Annotated in this window: 18 protein-coding genes; 8 read left to right on the forward strand and 10 right to left on the reverse strand. The window is 38.3% G+C overall.

The features are described from left to right. The first annotated feature begins 219 nt into the window (after positions 1–219). Together H1R81_RS26805 and H1R81_RS27655 are read left to right on the forward strand one after the other, a co-directional pair. A complete protein-coding gene (locus H1R81_RS26805) occupies positions 220–1,704 on the forward strand; it encodes an arginine decarboxylase (protein WP_229251232.1) in 1,485 nt (494 codons plus the stop codon). Positions 1,705–1,754: 50 nt separating this feature from the next. Then, the gene (locus tag H1R81_RS27655) at positions 1,755–1,886 is read left to right on the forward strand and encodes a hypothetical protein (RefSeq protein ID WP_255463277.1); all 132 of its coding nucleotides are present in this window, start codon (positions 1,755–1,757) and stop codon (positions 1,884–1,886) included. 49 nt (positions 1,887–1,935) lie between these two features. On the opposite strand, the gene H1R81_RS26810 is transcribed toward H1R81_RS27655, so the two are convergent. The 6 genes from H1R81_RS26810 to H1R81_RS26835 all read right to left on the reverse strand — a co-directional run bounded on the left by H1R81_RS26810 (position 1,936) and on the right by H1R81_RS26835 (position 14,156). Continuing rightward, entirely contained in the window at positions 1,936–2,460 is a 525-nt protein-coding gene (locus H1R81_RS26810; RefSeq protein WP_181843844.1) for an HAD-IIIA family hydrolase, read from the reverse strand. Between the two features lie 178 nt (positions 2,461–2,638). Then, positions 2,639–4,294, reverse strand: coding sequence for an FAD-binding dehydrogenase (locus tag H1R81_RS26815; protein WP_181843845.1), 1,656 nt, complete (start codon positions 4,292–4,294; stop codon positions 2,639–2,641). An 81-nt stretch (positions 4,295–4,375) separates the two neighbouring features. Then, positions 4,376–5,650, reverse strand: a complete 1,275-nt coding sequence (locus H1R81_RS26820; RefSeq protein WP_181843846.1) for a lactate 2-monooxygenase — start codon at positions 5,648–5,650, stop codon at positions 4,376–4,378. Positions 5,651–5,894: 244 nt separating this feature from the next. Then, on the reverse strand, positions 5,895–9,248 hold the full coding sequence (locus H1R81_RS26825) for a carboxypeptidase regulatory-like domain-containing protein (RefSeq protein ID WP_181843847.1): 3,354 nt from the start codon (positions 9,246–9,248) through the stop codon (positions 5,895–5,897). A gap of 253 nt (positions 9,249–9,501) precedes the next feature. Further along, on the reverse strand, positions 9,502–12,735 hold the full coding sequence (locus tag H1R81_RS26830) for a carboxypeptidase regulatory-like domain-containing protein (protein WP_229251233.1): 3,234 nt from the start codon (positions 12,733–12,735) through the stop codon (positions 9,502–9,504). Positions 12,736–12,953: 218 nt separating this feature from the next. Then, positions 12,954–14,156: a bifunctional 3,4-dihydroxy-2-butanone-4-phosphate synthase/GTP cyclohydrolase II gene (locus H1R81_RS26835; protein ID WP_181843848.1), complete on the reverse strand. Its 1,203-nt coding sequence runs from the start codon at positions 14,154–14,156 to the stop codon at positions 12,954–12,956. Between the two features lie 120 nt (positions 14,157–14,276). On the opposite strand from H1R81_RS26835, the gene H1R81_RS26840 reads away from it, so the two are divergent. The 4 genes from H1R81_RS26840 to H1R81_RS26855 all read left to right on the forward strand — a co-directional run bounded on the left by H1R81_RS26840 (position 14,277) and on the right by H1R81_RS26855 (position 17,159). Beyond that, positions 14,277–14,816 carry a GNAT family N-acetyltransferase gene (locus tag H1R81_RS26840; protein ID WP_181843849.1) on the forward strand — a complete coding sequence of 180 codons (540 nt, stop codon included), beginning with the start codon at positions 14,277–14,279 and terminating at the stop codon, positions 14,814–14,816. Between the two features lie 69 nt (positions 14,817–14,885). Further along, complete coding sequence (locus tag H1R81_RS26845; RefSeq protein ID WP_181843850.1) at positions 14,886–15,392, forward strand: GbsR/MarR family transcriptional regulator; 507 nt, start codon at positions 14,886–14,888, stop codon at positions 15,390–15,392. A 37-nt stretch (positions 15,393–15,429) separates the two neighbouring features. Beyond that, positions 15,430–16,248 (forward strand): hypothetical protein, encoded by an 819-nt coding sequence (locus H1R81_RS26850; RefSeq protein WP_181843851.1) that lies wholly within the window; start codon positions 15,430–15,432, stop codon positions 16,246–16,248. A 17-nt stretch (positions 16,249–16,265) separates the two neighbouring features. Then, positions 16,266–17,159 carry a TIGR01777 family oxidoreductase gene (locus tag H1R81_RS26855; protein ID WP_181843852.1) on the forward strand — a complete coding sequence of 298 codons (894 nt, stop codon included), beginning with the start codon at positions 16,266–16,268 and terminating at the stop codon, positions 17,157–17,159. Positions 17,160–17,204: 45 nt separating this feature from the next. Here H1R81_RS26855 and H1R81_RS26860 read toward each other — a convergent pair whose 3' ends face one another. Continuing rightward, positions 17,205–18,185 carry a UDP-glucuronic acid decarboxylase family protein gene (locus H1R81_RS26860; RefSeq protein WP_181843853.1) on the reverse strand — a complete coding sequence of 327 codons (981 nt, stop codon included), beginning with the start codon at positions 18,183–18,185 and terminating at the stop codon, positions 17,205–17,207. 92 nt (positions 18,186–18,277) lie between these two features. Next, positions 18,278–19,591 (reverse strand): UDP-glucose/GDP-mannose dehydrogenase family protein, encoded by a 1,314-nt coding sequence (locus tag H1R81_RS26865; RefSeq protein ID WP_181843854.1) that lies wholly within the window; start codon positions 19,589–19,591, stop codon positions 18,278–18,280. A 435-nt stretch (positions 19,592–20,026) separates the two neighbouring features. Between H1R81_RS26865 and H1R81_RS26870 the strand changes: the two genes are divergently transcribed. Continuing rightward, positions 20,027–20,698, forward strand: coding sequence for a gluconate 2-dehydrogenase subunit 3 family protein (locus H1R81_RS26870; RefSeq protein ID WP_181843855.1), 672 nt, complete (start codon positions 20,027–20,029; stop codon positions 20,696–20,698). Positions 20,699–20,725: 27 nt separating this feature from the next. Next, positions 20,726–22,444 carry a GMC oxidoreductase gene (locus H1R81_RS26875; protein WP_181843856.1) on the forward strand — a complete coding sequence of 573 codons (1,719 nt, stop codon included), beginning with the start codon at positions 20,726–20,728 and terminating at the stop codon, positions 22,442–22,444. 88 nt (positions 22,445–22,532) lie between these two features. Here H1R81_RS26875 and H1R81_RS26880 read toward each other — a convergent pair whose 3' ends face one another. Continuing rightward, positions 22,533–23,255, reverse strand: coding sequence for a rhodanese-like domain-containing protein (locus tag H1R81_RS26880; RefSeq protein ID WP_181843857.1), 723 nt, complete (start codon positions 23,253–23,255; stop codon positions 22,533–22,535). Positions 23,256–23,357: 102 nt separating this feature from the next. Then, positions 23,358–24,146: a hypothetical protein gene (locus tag H1R81_RS26885; RefSeq protein ID WP_181843858.1), complete on the reverse strand. Its 789-nt coding sequence runs from the start codon at positions 24,144–24,146 to the stop codon at positions 23,358–23,360. Positions 24,147–24,376 lie beyond the last annotated feature (230 nt).

The raw sequence follows: 24,376 nt of genomic DNA on the forward strand, positions 1-24,376 counted from the left end.
TTTGTATGATGATAGCAAATATTAATTAATAAAAATATCTGAACCACAGCCATAAAAACGGTGTTACAAATATCAGTTGCAAAGTTGTTAAAATTATATCACATTTGCACACAATTTTAAATAGAGATGGTCTTTCTTAGGTAAGAAACTATCCGGATTAAACTTGGTGGATTCAAAATAATTCCAAAACATTAAAAGTTTTATGCATTTTACTTAGAGATGAAACGTTACATAGACCTTATAGAACAAACCTTTGAGTTTCCGACCCGGGAATTCGGTGTTGACGAAGCACACACACTTATGTTTAATAATGTTCCTTTAATGGATATTATTAAACAATACGGGACTCCACTAAAAATCAGCTATCTGCCGAAAATTTCAGAGCATGTCGAAAACGCAAAATTGCTTTTCAGAAATGCCATGAAAAAATACAATTATAAAGGAAGCTACACCTACTGTTATTGTACAAAGTCTTCACATTTCAGGTTTGTTATTGAAACAGCATTGAATAGTAATGTTCACCTCGAAACCTCATCCGCTTTTGATATTGATATTATCAGAGCTTTATATGAGGAAAGTAAAATTAACCAGAATACTTATATTATCTGCAATGGGTATAAACGTCCGAAATACCTGGAAGGAATTGCGGCTTTGCATAATGAAGGGTTTGTAAACTGTATTCCTATTTTAGACAATCTGAAAGAGATTGATTATTACTTGCAAACCTCTACAGCCGAAACAGTAAACCTTGGCATTAGAATTGCAACAGATGAAGAACCAAACTTTGCCTTTTACACTTCTCGTTTAGGCGTAAGATATAACGATATAAACGAGTTATACAGAGAAAAAATAAAACCGAATCCAAGGTTTAAGCTGAAAATGCTCCATTTTTTCATTAATGCGGGTATCAAAGACAATGCTTATTACTGGTCTGAGCTAACTCGTTTCATGTTTAAATACTGCGAAATGAAGAAGATGTGTCCCGATCTTGATTCAATTGATATTGGAGGAGGGCTTCCGATTCAGACCTCACTTGTATTTAATTATGATTACCAGGCAATGATTGACGAAATCATTGAGAACATCCAGTGGATTTGTAATAAAAACAATGTACCTGTGCCACATATTTTTACAGAATTTGGTAGCTATACAGTAGGAGAGAGCGGTGCAGTAATTTATAAGGTAATTGACAAAAAACAGCAGAACGATCGTGAGCTGTGGTATATGATAGATGGGTCCTTTATTACACAATTACCAGATTCGTGGGGTATTGGTCAGAAATATATCATGATGCCTGTTAATAACTGGGATAGCCCCTATGAGAAAGTAAATTTAGGCGGCCTGACATGTGATTCACAGGATTTTTATAATACTGAAGCTCATTCAGAAGACTTATATCTGCCTGTATTTGATATTGAAAATGAAGACCAGTATATCGGATTTTTCCATACTGGGGCTTATCAGGAATCTTTGGGTGGATACGGAGGTATTCAACACTGCCTGATTCCGGCGCCACAGCATGTGCTGGTTAATTTAGATGCCGAGGGTAATATCACAACCGAGCTTTTTGCTGAAGAGCAGGATAGTAATTCGATGATGGAGATTTTAGGATATAAGTCTCAGAAAAAGAAAGAAACCCATACAATCCCTGGTAATGGTTCGGCAAAAAAGAATAAGAAAACGACAGAGGAAGCCTTAGCATAAAATAATCCAGGCAATAAAACGTTGTATAAAGAACCGAAAATTATATTTTAATGAAATCTAAATTACTGATCCTTTTTCTTTTGGTTGGTATAGGAGCCTCTACGACGGCTTGCCGCAAGCAGCAATGTCCGGCCTATGGTAAAACTTCGCCAAAAACTATGGCAGAGAAGAAACATTGTTAATATATAGGTGGTTCATGGTGCGATTTATCCACTATGAACCATCGTTTTATCATTGGACAGGATTATCTATAATAAATTTTGAAGCTTCTAATAAGCTGCCAAACCGATAGTCGGCCAGTTCAGTATGCTCTTTTCCAGTGGCAATATGGATGGTTTTTACTCCTGCTTTCATACCTGCCTTTACGTCTCTTTCAGCATCACCAATCATATAAGAATGTGTAGTGTCAATGTCATATTTGGCGATGGCTTTTTCGAGCATAAGCGAGTCTGGCTTGCGCAATAGTGATTCTGAACTATATTGAGGATGATGCTTGCAGAGATAGATGTCGTCTATGACGCCCCCGCATTGGCTTTGTAGAAAATCGTAACAGTTTAGTACATCTTCCCGGGTATAAATACCTTTGGCAATACCTGCCTGATTAGTAACAACAATCAATAAATAGCCTGCTTTTTTTAATAAATTCAGGCCGTCTACCACTCCTTCCGGAATGACATAATCTTCTATTTTATAAACATAATCAACCCGATCTTCATTGAGTACTCCATCGCGATCAAGGAAAATGCATTTTTGCATATATAAAATTAGGTTAGCAATGTGTGAATATTTAATATTACAAATTAAAGAAAAAATATAATAAATTGTAGCTAAAATTTTATAAATTTTATTTCTGATACTATATCTGTTTAAAACATAGAACCTTATCCCTACTGATTGAAGATTAAGTGATCCGGACTATAATAAACCATATAAGCTAAACAGACTTAGAAACTGCACGACCAGCAGTACGCCCGGAAAAAATACACCCACCCAAAAAAGTTCCTTCTAAAGCCCTATAACCATGCATGCCACCACCACCAAACCCTGCCACTTCACCAGCAGCATATAGTCCCTCTACAGCCTCTCCATCAGTTCCCAATACACAACCTGCCAGGTCAGTTTGAAGCCCGCCAAGTGTCTTACGGGTAAGAATATGTAGTCTGACAGCGATTAGTGGACCAAATTTCGGGTCAAGTATCCGATGAAGTTTAGCAGTCCGAATCAACTTGTCTCCTATATATTGACGAGCTCCTCGAATGGCTGTAATTTGCATATCTTTATTGAATTTATTAGTGACCTGCCCGTCACGGGCATCAAGCTCTGCTTGTAACTTTGTTAAATCAATCAGATTGTCCCCTGTGAGTGCATTCATTGCATCTACGAGGTCTTTCAGACTATCTTTTACAATGAAATCCGCTCCATGGGTTTTGAAGGCTTCTACAGGAGCTGGAGCTGATTTCCCTCCGGCTCGTCCTAATACCTGTAACCAGCTTTTGTTTGTCAGGTCAGGATTTTGTTCAGAACCCGATAAAGCAAATTCTTTCTTAATAATAGCTTGATTTAAAACAAACCAGGTGTATTCATAACCTGTCTGGCGGATATGCTGTAGTGTACCGAGGGTGTCAAAGCCGGGAAACAAAGGTACGGGTAACCGATTCCCTTTTGCATCAAACCATAATGAAGAGGGGCCAGGTAAAATACGGATACCATGTTGATGCCAGATAGGATTCCAGTTCTGGATTCCTTCTGTATAATGCCACATCCGGTCTCGGTTTATCAGGTTTGCTCCGGCCTTTTCAGAAATAGCCAACATACGCCCGTCAACGTGTTCAGGAACACCAGAGAGCATATGTTTAGGAGGTTCACCTAATCTCTTTGGCCAGTTCTGCCTGACAAGTTCATGGTTAGCACCTATGCCTCCCGAGGTAACAATAACTGCTTGTGCGTAAAAGGTAAAAGTATCAATAGCTACACGAGAACTTTTCTCTCCTCGATTTACATTACTTGGTTCTAAAATTTCGCCTTCTATACCAACAACTGCTTTATTTTTTATAATTAATTCATTAACCCTATGGCGGAATTTCAAGGTGATTAACCCTTTTTTTACAGCTTCCCGGACACGGTGTTCAAAGGGAGCCAGAACGCCCGGCCCGGTGCCCCACGTGACGTGAAATCTGGGTACAGAATTGCCATGCCCGATAGCACCATAACCACCACGTTCTGCCCAACCTACAATTGGAAAGAAACGGATTCCTTGTTGCCTTAGCCAGGATCTTTTTTCTCCTGCAGCAAAGTCTATATAGGCTTCCGCCCATTTGCGTGGCCATTCATCTTCTGGTCTGTCAAATTGAGCAGTTCCCATCCAATCTGCCAAAGCTAATTCGTAAGAATCTTTAATTTTCAGTCGACGCTGTTCGGGTGAATTGACCAAAAATAATCCCCCGAAAGACCAGAAGGCTTGCCCTCCCATACTCTGTTCTGGCTCCTGGTCTACAATAATTACTTTCTTTCCTGCATCAGCCAGTTCTGCCGCTGCAACTAAGCCTGCCAATCCGGCACCAACAATGATAACATCTGTTGTTGTTTGCATATATTATATAATTTTACGAAAGTCCTGAAGAATGAAATTCAGATTAAAGTATAGGTTTTGAGTATTGAAACTCATTAATTTCTAAGCGTACGTAACACAATCTGAGGTTATCTCTGCAACAGTTGCACATCCCGATAAACCCATTGTCAATTCAAAATCAGACATGAAATTCCTTAGAACTTCATAAACGCCTCTTTCACCACCCAAAGCTAATCCATAGACATAAGGTCGGCCAATAGAAACGGCTGTAGCACCCATTGCCAATGCTTTAAAAACATCAGCTCCCGAGCGAATACCACTATCAATAATAATGGGTATTTTACCCTTTACTATTTTGGCAATGGTAGGTAAAACTTCAAATGAGCTGACAGAACCATCTACCTGCCTTCCACCGTGGTTCGAAATGAATATGCCATCCATGCCGTAATCCAGAGTTTTTCTGGCATCATCTGCTGCCAGAATCCCTTTAAGAATAATTGGCAAGCTTGTCTGTTGCCTGAGCCAGGCTAAATCTTCCCACGTTGTAGCAGCATTTGAATACAATCCTGTAAAATGTCTGATAGCTGACATAGGTTTCCCTGATTTAAGTTTTTTCAGAAACCCAGAACCAGGGTAGTTATTTACCATCTTGATTAATCCCTGAATGGTTTTTAACGAAATACGCTGCTTGGTAGAAGGGATAATATTTTGCGCCATTAACTGCTGAAAAACAGGGTCTGAGGTATATTGTGCAATGCCTTTACCCTCTAAAAATGGTAGAGAAGCTAAGTCAAGGTCACGTATCCGCCAGCCAAGCATAGTTGTATCAAGTGTTACTATGATCCCTAAGCAGCCACACTTTTCAGCTCTTTTTATAAGGCTTGTTACCAATTCTCTGGATTTTGACCAGTATAATTGAAAAAATCGTGGACTATCTCCCATGACTTCTGCGGTTTCCTCCATCGGATAAGACGCCTGATTAGAAAATATATAAGGAATATTAAGTGTGCTGGCCGCTCTTGCCACAGCTAAATCTGCGTCGGCATGAGCCATTTCAAGTACACCGATAGGTGATATAAATAGAGGAGTATTAAAAGTATGCCCCAGCAAATGAATACGCGTATCCCGGTTCTCTACATTACGCAACATTCTTGGCACAATCTTGCAAGCCTCAAGAGCGATTCTATTATTACGCATCGTACTTTCCATTCCTGCTCCACCTGCAATATAGGCATATGATTTACGAGATAATTTCTCTCTGGCTGCTGACTCGAGAGCTTCATAATTTATTTTGACTGTTTGATTAATGCCTGCAAAACCATTCAGATAAATCTGCCTTTGCCAATCAAGGGCCGATAATGATTGTGAACTATTCATAGATACGAGTCATAGGGTTGAATCAAAAAGGCTGGTGGCTTAGGATATGAGTGCCATCAGATTGGAGAAAGCAATATTAAAAAAAATCAGATACTTTACCATCATTTTTATTAGAATCATTGCAAAAGCCTCAATTAATCCTAACCATATTACTGCGGTACTACAGCGATTTGAAAAATCATTTTATAAAAAAAATCCTGCCTCGTTAGAAGCAGGATTTTTTTTATAATAAACTTGCTGAATCTTAGTTGAAGATATAACGGATACCTAACTGCATTTGCCATACGTCATCAATTGTTTTTGATTTAACAAATGAATCGCGTAACAAAATGGTTTCGGTAGTTGTTTTACCATCAGAACCAACATTTGAAATAACCTGTGTATTCATACGGTAAACAGGAGTTCCTGTAGCATCAACACTTGCCAATACTAACGGTGCAAATGAAGTAGCAGAGTTACCTACACCCCACGAGTTGTTAACGAGGTTACCGAAGTTATAAATATCTGCTCTTACACGGATTACGTTTCTTTTGTTGCCTTTACCTACTTTTACAAAGAAATCCTGCTCAATTGATAAATCAAAGCGAGTCAACCAGGGGTAAAAGCCTGCGTTGCGTTCTGCGTATTGACCACGACGAGTGGATAAATATGGATTTTTGTCGATATACTTATCAAAAGCCGCTGCCTGATCCGCTGCTGTAAAAGTTTTTCCACCTGTTGTAAGTGTACTGAATGTAAGGTCAGAAGCTTTTACCGGCACAAAAATAAGGTCGTTGATCTGACCATCACCGTTCATATCATTTGAGTAGTTATAAGATATTTTACCACCACTTTGTGAAGTACCACCCAAGGTAATCATAGTTGAACCACCAAATTTTCCGCCGTATTCAAGACGATAACTTGCGTAACCTACAAAACGATGACGAAGGTCGTTATCAGCATAAGCTAATTTATTAAAGTTAACACCGCCAACTGCAGGAATATTTGCATTTACGGTACTATTAGCTTCTGAAAGATTTCTTGCTATACCGTAGGTATATCCTAACATAGCACCAAAACCTCTTGTAATTGGTTTCTCTAATTTAAAAGTAAGCGAAGAGGCATTACCCAAACTGGTATTACTTAAAATATAGGCACTGTTGATGGCATCATTGTAGAAGCGTGCTGCAGTGGCAGCAGCACCTGATAAGCCAGAAGCAGGATAACGGTCACGATTGTCAGGTCCTGCAAATTTGCTACTTGGGGTTTTCAGGTTCGCATCAAAATAATAGGTTTGGTTGCGACTCTTGTTATAAATAAACTCTGCTGTGAAAATTAAACCTGCAAATGGTAATTTTTGGTCAATGGCGATATTAGTTTTCCATATCTGTGGGAATTTCAGATTCTCATCAGAGGCATTAACATTATAACCTTTAATTTTAGATAAGTCAGTTGTAGCCGGAGTATATTTACTTGGGTCAAGTGTAAACGGATAATTAGCAGCGGCACTGCCGGTTACGTTTATCAAGCCAATATTTACACCATTGTTGCCCAATTGGTTAGATATTAATACATATGGAATTCTTGATAAGAAGAGACCTGTACCACCACGGATTTGAGTACTCTTATTACCTGTTACATCCCAGTTGAAACCAATACGTGGAGATGCATATAGTCTTGATTTTGGCATATTAGCCGTATTAACTTTATAGTTGCCTCCGGTTGGAGTTTTGAAAGTCAAAGCTGCAACAATATCGTTTGCATAATCTTCAGCAGTTGGAGCAACAGCTACGTAATCGCCTCTTAAACCATAAGTTACCTTAAAATTATTGGTAATCTGGTAGTCGTCTTGCAAGTACAAACTTGTAGTACCTACTTTTAATGTCTGCCAGGGTTTCTGGCCATCATCTAATAAAGTGTACCGATAGTTGAATCTGTTAAGTTCTACCGGAGAGGTAGTAAGGTTCGGATTAGCTTTATAGGCTAAAGCGGCTGTTTTGAAATCATCAATTGAGTTGAATGTCCAAACACCATTTGATGCATAAAAGAATAGGTTATTTGATTTGAAGTGCTCGTAAGCCGCACCTGCAGTTATAGTATGTTTACCTGCAAAAATAGTGAAGTTGTCTGTGATATTCAGTGTTGAATAATCCAGACGGTTATCAGGTGTAAATGGGTCAAAACCAACTGTAGTATAGGTTGAACCGTCTTTCAGGATGTCAATTGTCGGGAAGAATTGAGTACGATAACGGCGATCTTCAATTTGTTTATTATAAGTAGCAATAAAGGTATTAGCGTACTTACTTTTGAAAGTTGAGTTTAGCTCTGCTACAATCGAGCGTGTGTTATCCTGAATTTTATAACCTGTGTTCTGCGCCGAAATAGCAGTAGAAAGGTTATTACGGTTACCGTTACCTGCAGTATTCGAACTGTTACTGTTACTGATTAAAGCGTCTGACTCTGAATTGTGGTGAGAATAACGGATAGTTAGTTTGTTATTATCGTTGATGTTGTAATCAAAACGGGTCAAAAATTTCTTGCTGTTTACTTCATTGTTATATCCATCAATTGCACCAATGTCGAAGTTGAAATTAGTTTTCATAAAAGACGCCAGATCTTCAAGATCGGCAGCAGTGGTGCGAGAAATATTACCTGTAGCTCCATTACGGTTTGCTACCCAATCCAAAGCAGGACGAGTACCATTTACCATTTCAGCGTTTATAAAGAAAAACAATTTATTTTTAAGAATCGGACCACCTAAACGGAATCCATAAGTGTTTTCTTTGAAAGTCGGAACCGGAACTTTGTTTCCGGCAGCAGTTGTACCAACTAAGTCCTGATTTTTCCAGAATGTATAGGCGGAACCAGAAAAATCGTTTGTTCCGGAACGAGTAACAGCATTTATACCTGCTCCTGCAAAACCTGACTGACGGACATCAAACGGTGCAATGTTAATTTGCACTTCATCAATCGCATCTAATGAGATGGCTGTTGTACCTGTACGACCACCCGCCTGTGCCTGAGTACCTAAACCGAAACCATTGTTAAACACAGAACCATCAATGGTGAAATTATTAAAACGGCTATCCTGACCACCAAACGAACGGCCATTGCTATAAGCATTGTATTTGGCGATGTCATTAATGTTACGTCCAAGGGTTGGAAGACGGATAATGTTTTCTCGGTTAAGTGTAGTAGCAGCACCAGTACGCTCTGAACTAAAGATGTCGCTTCGTGCAGCGGTTACACTTACCTCCTGAAGAATCGCCCCTTCTTCATCTAATTTGATGTCAACATTAGAGGTTGTTCCCAAACTGGTAACAATACCCTCTTTAGCAGCATCCTTAAAACCAACAAAAGTTGCCGTAACTTTAAATGGGCCACCGATACGTACGGCAGGAAGCACATAACGGCCGGCAGCATTTGTAATAGTACCATACTTAGTACCAGAAGGCTCATGGATAGCAACAACTGTTGCACCCGGAAGCCCTTCGCCTTTGGCATCAGTTACTATACCTGCAATAGAGGAGGTAGTAACCTGACCAAAGCCTTGAAAAGCAAAGAAAATCCCTACGAGAAGTGTAAATGCTCCTCGCAAAAAAGTAAATTTTTGCATCATGTTTTTTTGGAGTTAGAAATGTTTGAAGTAAAATCATCAAGCAGATTATTGCCGATATAAAGGTCTGAAAAAAAAACCTAAAAAAATCAAACCCTTATGTGTTTTTTTTCATAAGTGCCTGGTTTATAGTAATTTATAAAATATTTAATGAAAAATATTGGTTAAGTACTACAATTAAAAAAAAACGGTTCACACAAAAAAATCCTGCTCCAAAAGAAGCAGGACTTTTTTGTGTGACTATAGGTATTTAATATTAATTAAAGATATAACGAAGCCCAATTTGCGCCCCCCATGTACTTGTAGAAGTTGGGTTAAGTTCAAAAGTTTCAGTTGGTAGTTTTCCGCTTACTTCAACCATCTGGAACATTGGCTGGCCACTTGCGTTTAGTTTTGTGTATCTTAAAATGGCACCGTTATTAACCACCTGACGGTAACGATTACCCCAGTTAGAATTTAATAAATTACCCACATTAAGAACATCAAAGCTTAATTGAAGTGTGTTTCTCTGCCCTTTTACATTAATGTAGAAGTCTTGTAATAATCTGAAATCAAAACGATTAACCCAAGGCATAAGACCTTTATTTCTTTCTACGTACTGTCCTTTGATGCTGCTCAGGTATTTATCATTATTTACTAAGTTAAAGAAGGCAGTTGCTTGTTGTTGTGCCGTGTATTTAACAGAACCCCCACTAACTACATCTTCAAAGATAATTTCTGATTCATTGGCAGGAACATACAATAAGTCTGCGCCATTGATACCATCGGCGTTAAGGTCGCCATTATATACATAAGAAACACGACCCTGATTTGAACCTTGATAAAACAATGATACAGTTGTAGCAAGATGGCTCAGGTAATCAAATTTGTATGACACTGACCCAACTATACGATGCGGAACAGCATACTCACTGAATGCCAATGGTAAATCGTTCAGACTTCCGACTGCTCTGTTGTTAGACCATGCCGAAGCCGCCTGAGAGCCAGGGTTACCTGTCAGGTCTTTTACATTATTGAAAGCATACGCGATACTACCGAAGAAGTTTTTATAACGTTTTTTGGCTTCTGCTGTGATTGTCCAGCCACCACCGTTTTTAGTATTATCTAATACCATTGCTTCAGAGACAGAGGCGTTTACTCTTCTGGTTGAAGAACTGTAAAGAGGTCTTTTATCAGGCCCGGCAAGTGTTCCTACAGGATTGTTTAAGTTAACGTTTCTTTGATAAACCGTTACTAAATCTTTAGAGTAGATTGCTTCTACCGTTAAGTCAATATCTCCGATGATTCTCTTATCTACTGCAAGGTTTGTTCTCCATATTTGTGGCATTTTAAAGTCAGGAGAAACTGCTGCGATACTACTTGGGGCTGTTTGGCCTGCTACTTTTGGTAATTGATCCACATAAGCATCCGGTTTAGGATTGAAAGGGAAATTTACCAGAGTTGATGCATTGACATTTTCATAAGTAAACTGAACCATACCACTATTTGTAGGTTGGTTGGTAAACCATACAAATGGAAGACGACCATTGAAAATACCTGTTCCTCCACGCACCTGCCAGCCTTTATCAGACCAGTTGAAACCAACGCGAGGTGAGAATGCAGGCTTAGATTTTGGCCAGAGACCTGTGTTTATTTTCTCTCCATCTTTAAAAGTAAGGGTAGAAATAGCCGGGTTTTCTACCGGAGCAACAGGGTAGAAAGGCATATCAACACGTAAACCAGCAGTTAATTTTAATTTATTATTTACCGAATAATCATCTTGAATATAGGCCGAACCCTGGCCGAACGTTAAGTCAGCAATTGGCGTTTTACCACCAGGCAGCAAGCTATAAGTATAAGCATAAGCAGCCGGTGTAGCACCATTAATGAAATCATCAACAGAGTTGAAACGATAATAGCTTGTACCATAACGCAGGAAACTATTACCAAAATACATATTCTCATAGGCAATACCACCTAAGATGGTATGTTTGCCAGCATAATAAGTCAAGTTATCAATGATATTAAGCGTTGGGTTTTTTACATCGTTATGGTATGAGAAAAGTTCATAACCAAAGCTGATGTAAGAATCTCCGTCTTTTTTAATATCAACAAACGGGAACTCTGAACTCTTTGAAGTACGGGTATCTTGTACTAACGTATAAGTCGCTAATAATTGATTGGATAATTTACTGCTAAAAGTTGAGTTCAATTCAGCCGCTAAAGAATTTACCTTGTTTAAGAAACCGTAGTTTGAGTTGGCATAAGTCAAAGAATTTTGGCTGACACGATTTGAAGTAGAACGTGGGTTTGGCGCACTTGTACCATTAATTAGCTGGTCATCTGTATTATTAACAGTCGAATAACGGATATTAAATTTATGATTGTTATTGATGTTCCAGTCTAAACGGGCCATTATTTTGTAGTTTTGAAGGGTGAAGTTGTCACCATAACCTTCATAAGGACCAGTTTCATAACCATAAGTATTTTTCAGGAAAGTAGAAACTCTCTCTAAATCTTCAGCTGTGGTTCTTGATACATTTGAACCAGTAACACCCGGGCGAGAGGCAATCCAGTTAAAACCAGGTCTTACATTTTTCTCATATTCACCACTTACAAAGAAAAACAATTTGTTTTTGATGATCGCTCCGCCAACCGTTCCACCATAAATAGTGTTGGTAGTTTTTGCCGCAGCTGGTAGTTCAGTATCACCTACTTTTGTTCCGTTAAATGATTGGTCTCTGTAATAAGTATATAGACTTCCCTTGTATTGGTTTGTACCACTCTTGGTTACTACATTGATACCTGCACCTGTAAAATTTGCTTGGCGCACATCATAAGGGGCAATATTTACCTGAACCTCCTCAATAGCATCCAAAGAAATGGGTTGTGCCGATCCCCCCGGAAGGTTGGCATCGCTTAGACCAAAGTTATTGTTAAAGTTGGCACCATCTATAGTAATATTATTAAAACGGCCGTCACGTCCGGCAAAGCTTGAACCATTTGATTGAGGAGTAAGACGGGTAAAGTCATTAATACTTCTGCTGATTGTTGGTAAGCTACGCAATTGCGTGCCGTTAATATTAGTAGCAGCCCCAGTTCTGTTCGAACTGAAAACATCACTTCTTGCAGACGAAACAGTAACTTCCTGTAGTGCTGTGCCCTCTTCAGAAAGTATAGCATCAACATTAGCTGCCGTTCCTAAACTTGTAATAATTCCTTCTTTCACTACATCTTTATAACCTACAAACGAGAAAGTAACTTTGTAAGGGCCTCCAATACGCACTGAAGGAAGAGTATAAAGGCCAGAAATATTTGTAACCGTACCGTATTTTGTACCAGAAGGTTCATGAACGGCCACCACCGTAGCACCAGGCAAAGCTTCGCCTTTATTGTCAGTTACAGTACCCGAAATTGAAGAGGCTGTAACCTGGCCAAAGCCTTGAAAAGCAAAGAAAATCCCTACGAGAAGCGTAAACGCTGCTCGCAAAAAAGTAAATTTTTGCATCATGTTTTTTTTGGAGTTAGAAATGTTTGAAGTAAAATTCATCAAGCAGATTATATATTGCCGCTACAAAGGTCTTAAAAAATTCCCCTAAAAAAAACAAGCACCCATGTGTTTTGTTAACATAAGTGCCTGATTTCTAATAATTTATAAAATATTTAATAAAAAATATTGGTTAAGTTCTATTTTTTTGTGTTAAGAAATTGTTATGCGTGCCTAATATTTTAGATGCCCATAATTTTATGACCCATCTTGTCTCGCTTGGTTTGAAGGTATTTTTCATTAAATGGGTTAGAAGAAATTTCAATAGGAATCGTTTCAACAATCTCTAAACCATAACCGATTAAACCTGCTCTTTTCTTGGGATTGTTAGAAATAAGCTTTATCTTTTTTACGCCTAAATCTCTCAATATTTGTGCCCCTACACCATAATCTCTTTCGTCCATTTTAAAACCTAACTCCAGATTGGCCTCTACGGTATCTCTGCCCATTTCCTGCAACTTGTAAGACTTCAATTTGTTCAGCAATCCAATACCCCGGCCTTCCTGATTCATGTATAATACAACACCCTTGCCGTTTTTCTGCACCATTTCCATTGAAGCATGTAGCTGAGGGCCGCAATCACAACGGCATGAGCCAAAAATATCTCCGGTAACACAAGACGAATGCACACGAACCATCACAGGCTCGTTTGGTTCCCATGTGCCTTTGATTAATGCCAGGTGTAATTGGTCATTATCTAACTGTCGATAGGCAATCATATCAAAATACCCAAACTCGGTGGGCATTTCTACGCCTATCTCTCTTTTAATCAAAGACTCTTTTTTTAAACGATATTCAATCAGGTCTTTAATGCTGACCAGTTTCATATTAAATTTGTCGGCAATTTCACGCAGTTGTGGCAAGCGTGCCATTGTACCGTCTTCATTCAATATCTCAATCAATACTCCTGCCGGTTGTAAACCTGCCAGAACAGCCAGGTCAATAGTCGCTTCTGTATGCCCTGTTCTCCGTAAAACTCCTCCATCAACGGCCTTTAAAGGAAATATATGTCCGGGGCGACCAAAATCCTCTGGTTTTGTGTCAGGATTCACCAATGCCTGAATCGTTTTGGCACGGTCGCTGGCAGAGATACCGGTCGTACAACCATTGCCAAGCAAATCAATCGATACAGTAAAGGCGGTTTCGTGCTGGGCAGTATTTTTACCCACCATCATGTTTAATTCCAACTCTTCACAACGTTTGGCGGTGATAGGGGTACACATCAGTCCACGACCCTCTTTTACCATGAAATTGACCATTTCGGGGGTAGTCTTTTCGGCAGCGCACACAAAATCACCTTCGTTCTCACGGTCTTCGTCATCGACAACAATTACTATTTTTCCATTGCGAATATCCTCAATCGCATCTTCTATACGGTCTAACATTATAATAAATAATTATGCTGGTTTTGTTGATAAAACAGATTGTGTAGCGAAATCGTTTGTAAAGGTACAAGTTTTCGATAGAACTTTGTAAAATTGCAAAGATTGCTTAATTAAACTTAAATGAAAAAGATAATGAAAGATGTAAACCTGAAGATCGGCAAGTTAAAAGAGCAAGATTTTGAAAAACTATATAAGTATCTCAACAAATTAAGCGCAACCACAAGCAGCAAATTTGCCGCACATGATTTTAGTTTAGTAAATATTCAACAATTCTATTTACCTGAAAATAAAAATACAGGATTTACTATTGAAAATATCGCTGCAAATGAGATAGTCGCTTATGCCATCATTAAAAAAGGACATATACCAAAAGATAAATTGCGTTTAGAAAATTATGGAGTACTCTTGTATCCTGAAACCGATTGCACTTTTGCTCCTTCAGTAGCTGACGATTGGCAGAGTAAAGGGTTAGGAAACTTACTATTTACTTATATAAAAGAAGAATTGCAGAACGAAGATACGAAAAGAATGATTCTTTGGGGTGGAGTGCAGGCGTTAAACGAAAAAGCAATTAACTTTTATCTGAAGCATGGATTTAAGAAATCAGGTGAGTTTGAAAACAAGGGAGTTTACAATTTTGATATGTTATTAGATTTATAATTCCAGAAGACGAAAATAAACTTTCAAAAATTCTTGGAAGTTTATTTTCTTTTACCTTACATTTGTACTATGAAAACGGAAGAGATCAGACAGCAGTTTGTACAGGCCTGGGGTGTACTCGGAACCTCATGGGGCATTAGTCGCTCTATGGCGCAGGTGCATGCTTTGCTTTTGCTGAATAAAGGTGAAATGAGCACGGAGGAGGTAATGGAAGAGCTGAAACTGTCAAGAGGGAACGTAAATATGGTGCTGAGAGACCTGGTAGGATGGAATCTGATTTATAAACAAACCAAGCCAGGAGATAGAAAAGAGTATTTTATAGCAGAGCATGATATATGGCAGATCGCCGTCAGGATTATTACAGAGCGTAAAAAGCGTGAGATAATGCCTGCAAAGCAGACGGTGAAGACGTTAATAGCTAATACGGCTGATGCCAAAGATGTCGAGCAATTGCATATAAAGACAATGCTAAGTGAGCTGAATAGTTTTATTGAACAAATGGATACTTTGAGCGATTTATTGCTGAAAGCCGAGAAAAATGCGCTTTTGAAAAATGTATTGAAACTAATGAGTTAAATTTTTTTACACTAAACTTCCGAAAATTCTTGAAAATATGAGAACTTTAAATAGTCATAAGTTACTATTAGATGCCGATTGCCCTATGTGCCGCATGTATGGCAAAGGCTTTGAAAAAGCAGGCTGGGTTGATAAGGAAACTTATAGCCCTTATCAAAACTTTAATGTTTCAGCCGAAATGCCCGTTGATATGAATAAGGCTCGCAACGAAATAGCTTTAGTAGACACCCAACAAAATATAGTAAGATATGGCATCGATGCACTTGAGCATATTGTTACGAATAGATTTCCTGGCCTAATTCCTGTGCTGGAATGGAAGCCAGTTGATTTTTTCTTACGTAAGCTCTATAAGTTCATTTCTTTCAATCGTAAAGTGATAGCGCCAAGTGAGGCAAAAGAAGGGGTAAAAGCCTGTGTACCTGATTTGAATCTGAAGTATCGCCTATTATATATCGCCTTTGTGGTTATTCTTTCATCAATCGTGCTTTATTATTATACACAACCTGTCAATGCTGTGATGGGTTGGCAAAATCAACTTGGTAGAGAGTTTACAATCTGCATTGGACAAATTCTTTGGCAAGCGATGGTTTTAAATAGACTGCTTAAGAAAAAATTGCTTGACTATATAGGAAATATGATGACTGTTTCGATGATTGGTACTTTGCTCTTATTACCCATGCTGTTGATTAAAGATTTATGGCCTGTTTATTATCTGTTTTATTTTATCGGGGTAGTAAGTTTTATGCTTTGGGAACATATCAGACGTAGTAAGATCCTGAAAATAGGGTATTGGCCTACTATCTCCTGGATGATATATCGTATAGTTGCTTTAGGAATAATTGTGTTGTTGAATTGATTCTAAAAATTACTAAAATGAAAATTGTCATTGCAGGCGGAACGGGCTTTTTAGGAAAAGCACTCCAGAAATATTTTTTAGAAAAAAGTAATGAGATATTCATTCTGACCCGAAACCCAAAAGAACCTAAAGAGATTTATTGGGATGCTGTCAATATTGGTGATTGGATTGAGACATTGGAACGGGCAGACGTGCTTATTAACCTGACAGGGAAATGTGTGGATTGCAGATATACTGAAGAAAACAAAAGAGCAATTCTTGAATCCAGAGTGAAAAGTACTGAAGTTTTACAAAAGGCTATTAATCTATGTAAGAATCCACCGGAAATATGGCTGAACTCAAGTAGTGCGACCATTTATGTGCATGCAGAAACACAAGCGATGGATGAATATGAGGGAATTATTGGTGATGATTTCTCGATGAATATCTGTAAAAGCTGGGAAAAAGCATTTTTTGAGGATACTACTGTACCTATTAGAAAAGTGGCATTAAGAACATCTATCGTCTTGGGTAATGGTGGTGGAGCGTTCCCTAAAATGAAAATGATTAGTAAGTTAGGTTTAGGTGGAAAACAAGGGAGTGGTGAGCACATGATGAGCTGGATTCATGAAAGAGATTTTTGCAGAGCAGTGGAGTTTATTATTGAGCATAATGAGTTGACTAAAAAAGTAAATATTGCCACACCGAATCCTCTGAAAAATGAGGATTTTATGAAAAGTCTGCGGAAATCAATGAAAATTCCTTTTGGCCTTAATAGCCCTGTCTTTCTTCTGGAATTGGCTTCGCTTTTTATCCGAACCGAAACCGAACTGGTTTTAAAGAGCAGAAATGTATATCCCAAAAGGCTATTAGAAAGTGGTTTTCAATTTGAATTTCCAACGATTAATCAGGCTTTCGCAGATTTGAATTAACAAAAAATGGAGGCTTTCGACCTCCATTTTTCTATAAACAAACTATTATCTTTTCTCAAAATCTCTATGATTCGCTTCATCATACAATCTTTCTTTCGGTAGACTTCTGAAGTAATCATAAGTAATGGCCAGACCTTCTGCGCGGCTTACTTTTGGCTCCCAACCTAATATTTCTTTGGCTTTAGTGATATCCGGCTGGCGTTGCTTAGGGTCATCTTTTGGCAACGGCTTATAAACAATCTTCTGGTCTGTACCTGTCAGTTTAATGATTTCTTCGGCAAATTGCTTGATCGTGATTTCTGCCGGGTTACCAATATTAACCGGATAAGCGTAGTCAGATAGCAACAAGCGATAGATACCTTCTACTAAATCGGCTACATAGCAGAAAGAGCGCGTTTGCGAACCATCCCCGAAAATCGTTATGTCTTCGCCACGCAAAGCCTGACCAATGAAAGCAGGTAATACACGACCATCATTCAGGCGCATACGAGGACCATACGTATTAAAAATACGTACGATTCTGGTTTCAAGACCATGATAAGTATGATAAGCCATTGTCATGGCTTCCTGAAAACGCTTGGCTTCGTCATATACGCCACGAGGACCAACGGGATTTACGTGTCCCCAGTATTCCTCTGTTTGTGGATGCACTAATGGGTCGCCATATACTTCAGAAGTTGATGCAATGATTACACGGGCTTTTTTCACACGGGCAAGCCCCAGGCAATTATGAATACCTAACGAACCCACTTTCAGAGTCTGAATCGGAATTTTCAGATAGTCAATAGGGCTGGCAGGTGAAGCAAAATGCAGGATATAGTCTAATTCACCCGGCACATGGATAAACTTACTGACATCGTGATGATAAAACTCAAAATTAGGATGTTTGAACAAATGTTCGATATTGCGTAAATCTCCGGTAATGAGATTATCCATCGCAATTACAAAATATCCTTCTTTGATAAACCTATCGCAAAGGTGTGAACCTAAAAAACCCGCACCACCTGTAATGAGAACTCTTTTCATAGAAATATGTTAATTTCCCCTGTATGCTGAATAATAGGAGGAAAGCTCAGCAGGATAGGGGAGGTTTATACCCGATTGCTTCCCGGAATATATTAAGCTTTTACTGTTTCTCTACCAATGCTATAATAAGTATAGCCTAACTCTTTCATATCTTTCAATTCATAAAGGTTACGGCCATCAAAAATCACCTTGTTTTTCAACGTGCCTTCCATTTTTTCAAAGTCCGGCGTGCGGAACTCAGGCCATTCGGTCATAATCATCAAAGCATCGGCATCTTGTATTGCTTCATACGGGTTTTTGGCATATTTTACTTTTTTACCTACTACACCGCGTACATTTTCCATAGCTTCAGGGTCATATACCACCACTTTAGCACCTGCTTTTCTCAGTTCTTTGATATTATATAAGGCTGGAGCTTCACGAATATCGTCGGTATGAGGCTTGAATGCCAATCCCCACAAAGCAATAGTTTTTCCTTTTAAGTCACCACCAAAATACTTTTTCAAATGTGGCATTAATTTGGTTTTTTGCTTTTCATTTACTTTCATAACCGATTTCAGAATTTTGAAATCGTAATCAAAGTCATTAGAGGTTTTTTCTAAAGCTTGTACATCTTTAGGGAAACAACTTCCACCATAACCAATTCCGGCAAATAAGAAACGTTTTCCTATACGGCTGTCAGTACCGATACCTCTTCTGATATCATCCACATTGGCATTGGCTTTTTCGCAAAGATTAGCAATTTCATTCATAAAAGTGATTTTCATGGCTAAAAATGCATTAGCAGCATACTTAGTCATTTCAGCCGAACGCTCATCCATGAAAATAATCGGATTACCCTGACGAACCAATGGCGCATACAGTTTTTCCATTACTTTCTTCGCTTTGTCAGATTTTGTACCGATTACCACGCGATCAGGCTTCATAAAATCTTCTACCGCTACACCTTCTCTTAAAAACTCCGGGTTTGAAACCACATCAAATTCAACCTTGGCATTTTTTGCAATGCGTTCATATACTTTTTCGGCAGTGCCTACAGGTACAGTACTTTTATCAATAATTACCGCATAGTTTTCTAATAAAGGACCTAAGTCGTTGGCAACACCCAAAATATATTTCAAATCAGCAGAACCATCTTCACCTGGAGGGGTTGGCAGAGCCAGGAAAATTACCTGTGCTTCTTTAATTCCTTCGGCAAGATCAGTGGTAAACTTTAAACGCCCTTCTTTAGTATTGCGTTCAAATATAACATCAAGACCTGGTTCGTAGATAGTTAATTTACCTTTATTTAATTTTTCAACTTTACGGCTATCAATATCTACACAAGTTACCTGATTTCCGGTTTCTGCAAAACAAGTACCTGTAACTAAGCCAACATAGCCTGTTCCAACAACTGCGATTTTCATATGATATGTGTTTCAGAATTTAAAAATTTGTTTACTGCTTTTTCAAAGCAAAAAATGTGCCGCAAAATTAGATTTTTTTTTGATAATAGATACAAGCACTGAAATTAAAAAATGAAAATATTTTTTCAAAAATATAGACTTAATGAACAAGAGCCTTGATTAAGTCTATATTCTGAATAGTTAATGTTGATTTTTTTATTAAGCGGATTCATTTGACGAATGAGAAAAAATCAAGATTTTATTTCCATCTTTCAATGCCATTTTTGTCAGTATTAGTTAGTTGAAATTTACCTGAATATTTATATAGGTCATACTTAAACCTCGGGTTTTGTCGTTTTTAATGGAATTTTCATGAGAGCAAATTTGCATTGACAAGTTTTTCTTGCGTAATTACACTGTCCAATTTATTGACAACCCTTAAAAAATACTACGACATTGAATAGAAGAGATGCCATGCAAAGAGTGGCCTTCCTGATGGGAGGTGCTTTGTCTGCCCCTACAATGATTGCTATGTTGGAAGGTTGTAAATCCAATACAGCTACTGAAGCAGCTACCTCAGCTTTTTCTTTTTCTCCCGATTACAAAAATTTAGTTTCTGAAATTGCTGAGATAATTATTCCTAAAACCTCCACACCTGGTGCGAAAGATGCAGGAGTAGGCCCCTTTATAGAAGTGATGTTAAAGGATTGCTATTCAAGTGCCCAGCAAGAACACTTCAAAAAAGGATTAGATGCTTTAGAAGAAAGTTCTAAGGAACAGTTTGGAAAGAAATTTCTTGAAGTTACTCCTGAACAGCAAACCGCTCTTTTGAAGAAATTCGAACAGCTGGCGATGGCTGAAGTTAAGGAAAATGAGCAGCCTAAAAAAATAGTAGATAATGAAACAGGACTGGTAAAAGACCCTAAGAGCCCTGACCCTAAAAAGGGTGAAGAAACAAAGCAGGTAGTGCCGCCTGTGCCTTTCTTTAAATTGATGAAAGAGCTTACTTTGTTAGGATATTTTACCTCTGAAGCTGGTGCAAAAAATGCTTTGGCGTATGTAGCCATACCGGGTAGATATGAAGGATGTGTGAAGATGACTCCAGGTCAAAAAGTTTGGGCTTTGTAAAAATTAAAAGAAATTCAACCTAAGACAATGAATATTCAAGGAAAATCAAAAGAACAAATGACTTACGACGCCATCGTTGTAGGTTCAGGTATATCAGGTGGTTGGGCTGCTAAAGAATTGTGCGAAAAAGGGCTCAAAGTTTTAATGCTTGAGCGTGGACGTGATATTAAACATATAACAGGGTACATAACAGCCGGCAAAAATCCATGGGATTTCCCTCACAGAGGAAAAGTAGATAATATGGCACGTGAGGAGTACTGGGCCAATGTCCGTACCGGCTATACAGCCAATGAAGAGCACCGCCATCATTTTGAAAACGATAAACAAAACCCCTATCTTGAAAAACGCGGTTTTGACTGGATCAGAGGGTATCATGTAGGTGGCCGTTCACTGATGTGGGGCCGTCAGAGTTACCGTTGGAATGAAAGAGACTTTACTGCTAACTTGGAAGACGGACATGGTATCGATTGGCCTATCCGTTATAAAGATATTGCTCCCTGGTATAGCTATGTAGAGACTTTCATCGGTGTAAGTGGTTATAAAGAGGGCTTAGATGTATTACCTGATGGCAATTTCCAACCGGGTATGGAAATGAACTGTGTCGAGAAGGAAGTACGTAACTCAATCCAGAAAAAATTCAACGGTCGTCATGTAACGATTGGCCGTGCGGCACATATCACTAAACCTACGCAGATACAAACTGAGTTAGGCCGCGTTTCGTGCCAGTATCAGAATGCCTGTATGCGTGGTTGTCAGTTTGGTGCTTATTTTAGTACGCAGTCAGCTACTTTACCTGCGGCCAATAAAACAGGCAACCTTACTTTAATGGCAGATAAAATAGTCTATCAGGTAATCTTTGATGATGAGAAAGGCAAGGCAGTTGGTGTAAAAACCATCGACCAGAATACCAATGAGCAAATGGATTTCTTCTCAAAAATTATCTTCCTGAATGCCTCGGCAATTAATTCAGCATGGATTATGATGCAATCGAAATCTAAGACTCATCCGAATGGCTTGGGGAATGAATCTGACCAATTGGGTAGAAATATCATGGATCACCACTTAGCAGTAGGTGCTTCCGGTACTTTCGAAGGCATGGAAGATATGTACTACTATGGTCGCCGTGCCAATGGTGTGTACATTCCACGTTTTACTAACTGGGGTAGCGATAAGAGGAAAGATTTTGTGAGAGGCTTTGGCTATCAGGGGGGGGCCAGTCGCGAAGGATGGGGAAGAGGAAATTACAAGGAAGGGTTCGGTGCCGACTTCAAAGAATCAATAACCACTCCAGGTCAATGGACATTTGGTATAGGTGGTTTCGGTGAAACTCTTCCTGACGAAAACAATCGCTTCACTCTTTCAAATGATAAAGATAAATGGGGATTACCCGTAGTACAATTTGATGCAGCATGGGGCGATAATGCCATAAAAATGCGTGAAGCTATGAAGAATGAAGCAGCAGAAATGCTGGAAGCAGCAGGGCTGAAAAACATCAATGCCTATAACGACATGAGCAAAAATCCGGGTATTGGTATTCACGAAATGGGTACGGCTCGCATGGGTAGAGACAAAAAAACATCTGTATTGAATGCAAATAATCAGGTTTGGGGAGCTCCGAATGTATTTGTAACTGATGGTGCGTTTATGGTTTCTGCTTCTTGTGTAAACCCATCATTGACTTACATGGCAATGACTGCCCGCGCAGCAGATTTTGCAGTGAAAGAACTGAAAAAGATGAATATTTAGTCTTTAAAACAACGATTTTCGTAACAACAGACCAGAAAAATCGTAATAAATCAAAAAGGCTTCGAATCAATTTCGAAGCCTTTTTGATTTATATCTTATTCAATTTTAATAATACATCTTTCAATTCCTGTTCACTGATTTCTCCGGTTGCACTCCAGGTTCGCCTGCCTTTTTTTATAATGATATAAGTTGGATTTTCTTCTACTTTAAAAACCGAAGCAATAATATCATTTTTCTCCGAATCAACTTTCAGCAATTTTATCTGTTTGTTTTCATCAGCAATTTTGTTGATCATGGGGGTCATCTTTTTGCAGACATCACACCATTCTGTATAAAAAAGAATCAAAACCACTTCATTCGCCTTCACAATATCATCAAGATTCTGCAAAGTTAGTGCTGCAATAGGCTTAGTATTAGTGGTGCTTGATACATAAGGTTTGCTTGAGGCTGTCCACTGTGCAAAACCTCCGTTAAGGTCATATACCTCTTTAAAACCTAAGGTTCTTAGAAAAGCTGCGGCATCAGCACTACGTTTTCCTGAAAAACAATACAAAAAAACAGGTTTGGTTTTATCTAATCTCTTTTTAGCTACCTCTTCAAAATCATCATCAGTAAAGTTGATATTTACTGCGCGCTTGATATGGCCAATCACAAATTCAGACGGTGTACGCACATCTACCAATTGAGAAGTTGGCCCAATTACTTTGATTTTATTATCAAAATCATCGACATTTAAAGAATTGAGGTCTTTATTTTGTGCTTTAATAGATAAACCAGTCAAAATAAAAACTATAGAAAATAGAAACTTCATTGGTATGATAAGGTAGTAATAAAGGGACAAAAAACTCTGTTCCGATTTTGTAACGAATCTAAGTTATAATTATTGAATACTGACAATATCAATTAATAATAACTATCGGTTACCTGAATGCAAAAAACTCTGAACCGACAAACTGCTTGGCATAGACAATATTCCCTCGTAATCGATTTCATCAAATGTTAAGTCATCAGGAATTTTCTCTTCTGCACTATGATTCACAATCATATTATAATAAGAAAAGCTATCAAAAGGAACCGACAAGCGATAAAGAATAGTATGGTCAGGGCTTTTGTTCTCCATTTTCCAGATAGCTAATTTCGTTTGTTCATTAAGAATCTTTATCGTAAATTTTACACCCTGAAAACAATCAATTACAATGCCATTGGCAGAGTTTTGAATTGATTTAATGAAATAGGTATCTGGCCCTAAGCCTTTGCTGACTAAAACAGTAGAGTCGGTCAGGGAAAATGAATAATGATTCTTGATAACCTTCGGGCAGAAAATATAAGTAGTTCCATTAAGTTCCTGGGCTTCAAACCATTTTTTGGGAAGCTGACTTAACAGAGGGTCATTCCTGAACGACCATAATTCGTTTATTTTCTTGGATGCTTTAAAATCCCGACATGCTCGCTGAATAAGCGATTCATGATAGTCATCAAACATCAGTTTTTCAATCAGATTCTTAGCGAAAACAGAGTTTTGAGTAGTATCAATAAAAACACCATACCTTTTTTTAATCATCTTATCAGGATTATCAGGATAAATGGTGATAGTCTGATTATAAAAGCTTCGGTAAACGGTTTCAGATAATTTTTTAGAGCTTTGCGCGCTAAGATTAAAAATAAAAAGGCATAGTAACCCACCAATAGTAATTGTCTTCATAGGGGCACGAGTATAGATTCATCAACTTTGTTATTAAGCGGTTGCAAAAATCGTGCTAAAAAAAATTCCCCGATAAACATAAATTATTCAATATAAGTAATTGATAATGAGTGATTTATGCGTATTTTTTTTGTTGGTGTTCTATTGCAATACATTTGGAATAGTTATTGTAGTGCCATTCAATCACTTTTTGGTCGACCTGAATCGGGTGCGTACCAGAGATTCAGTTT

This window comes from Emticicia sp. BO119 (assembly GCF_013912375.1).
Taxonomy (GTDB): domain Bacteria; phylum Bacteroidota; class Bacteroidia; order Cytophagales; family Spirosomataceae; genus Emticicia.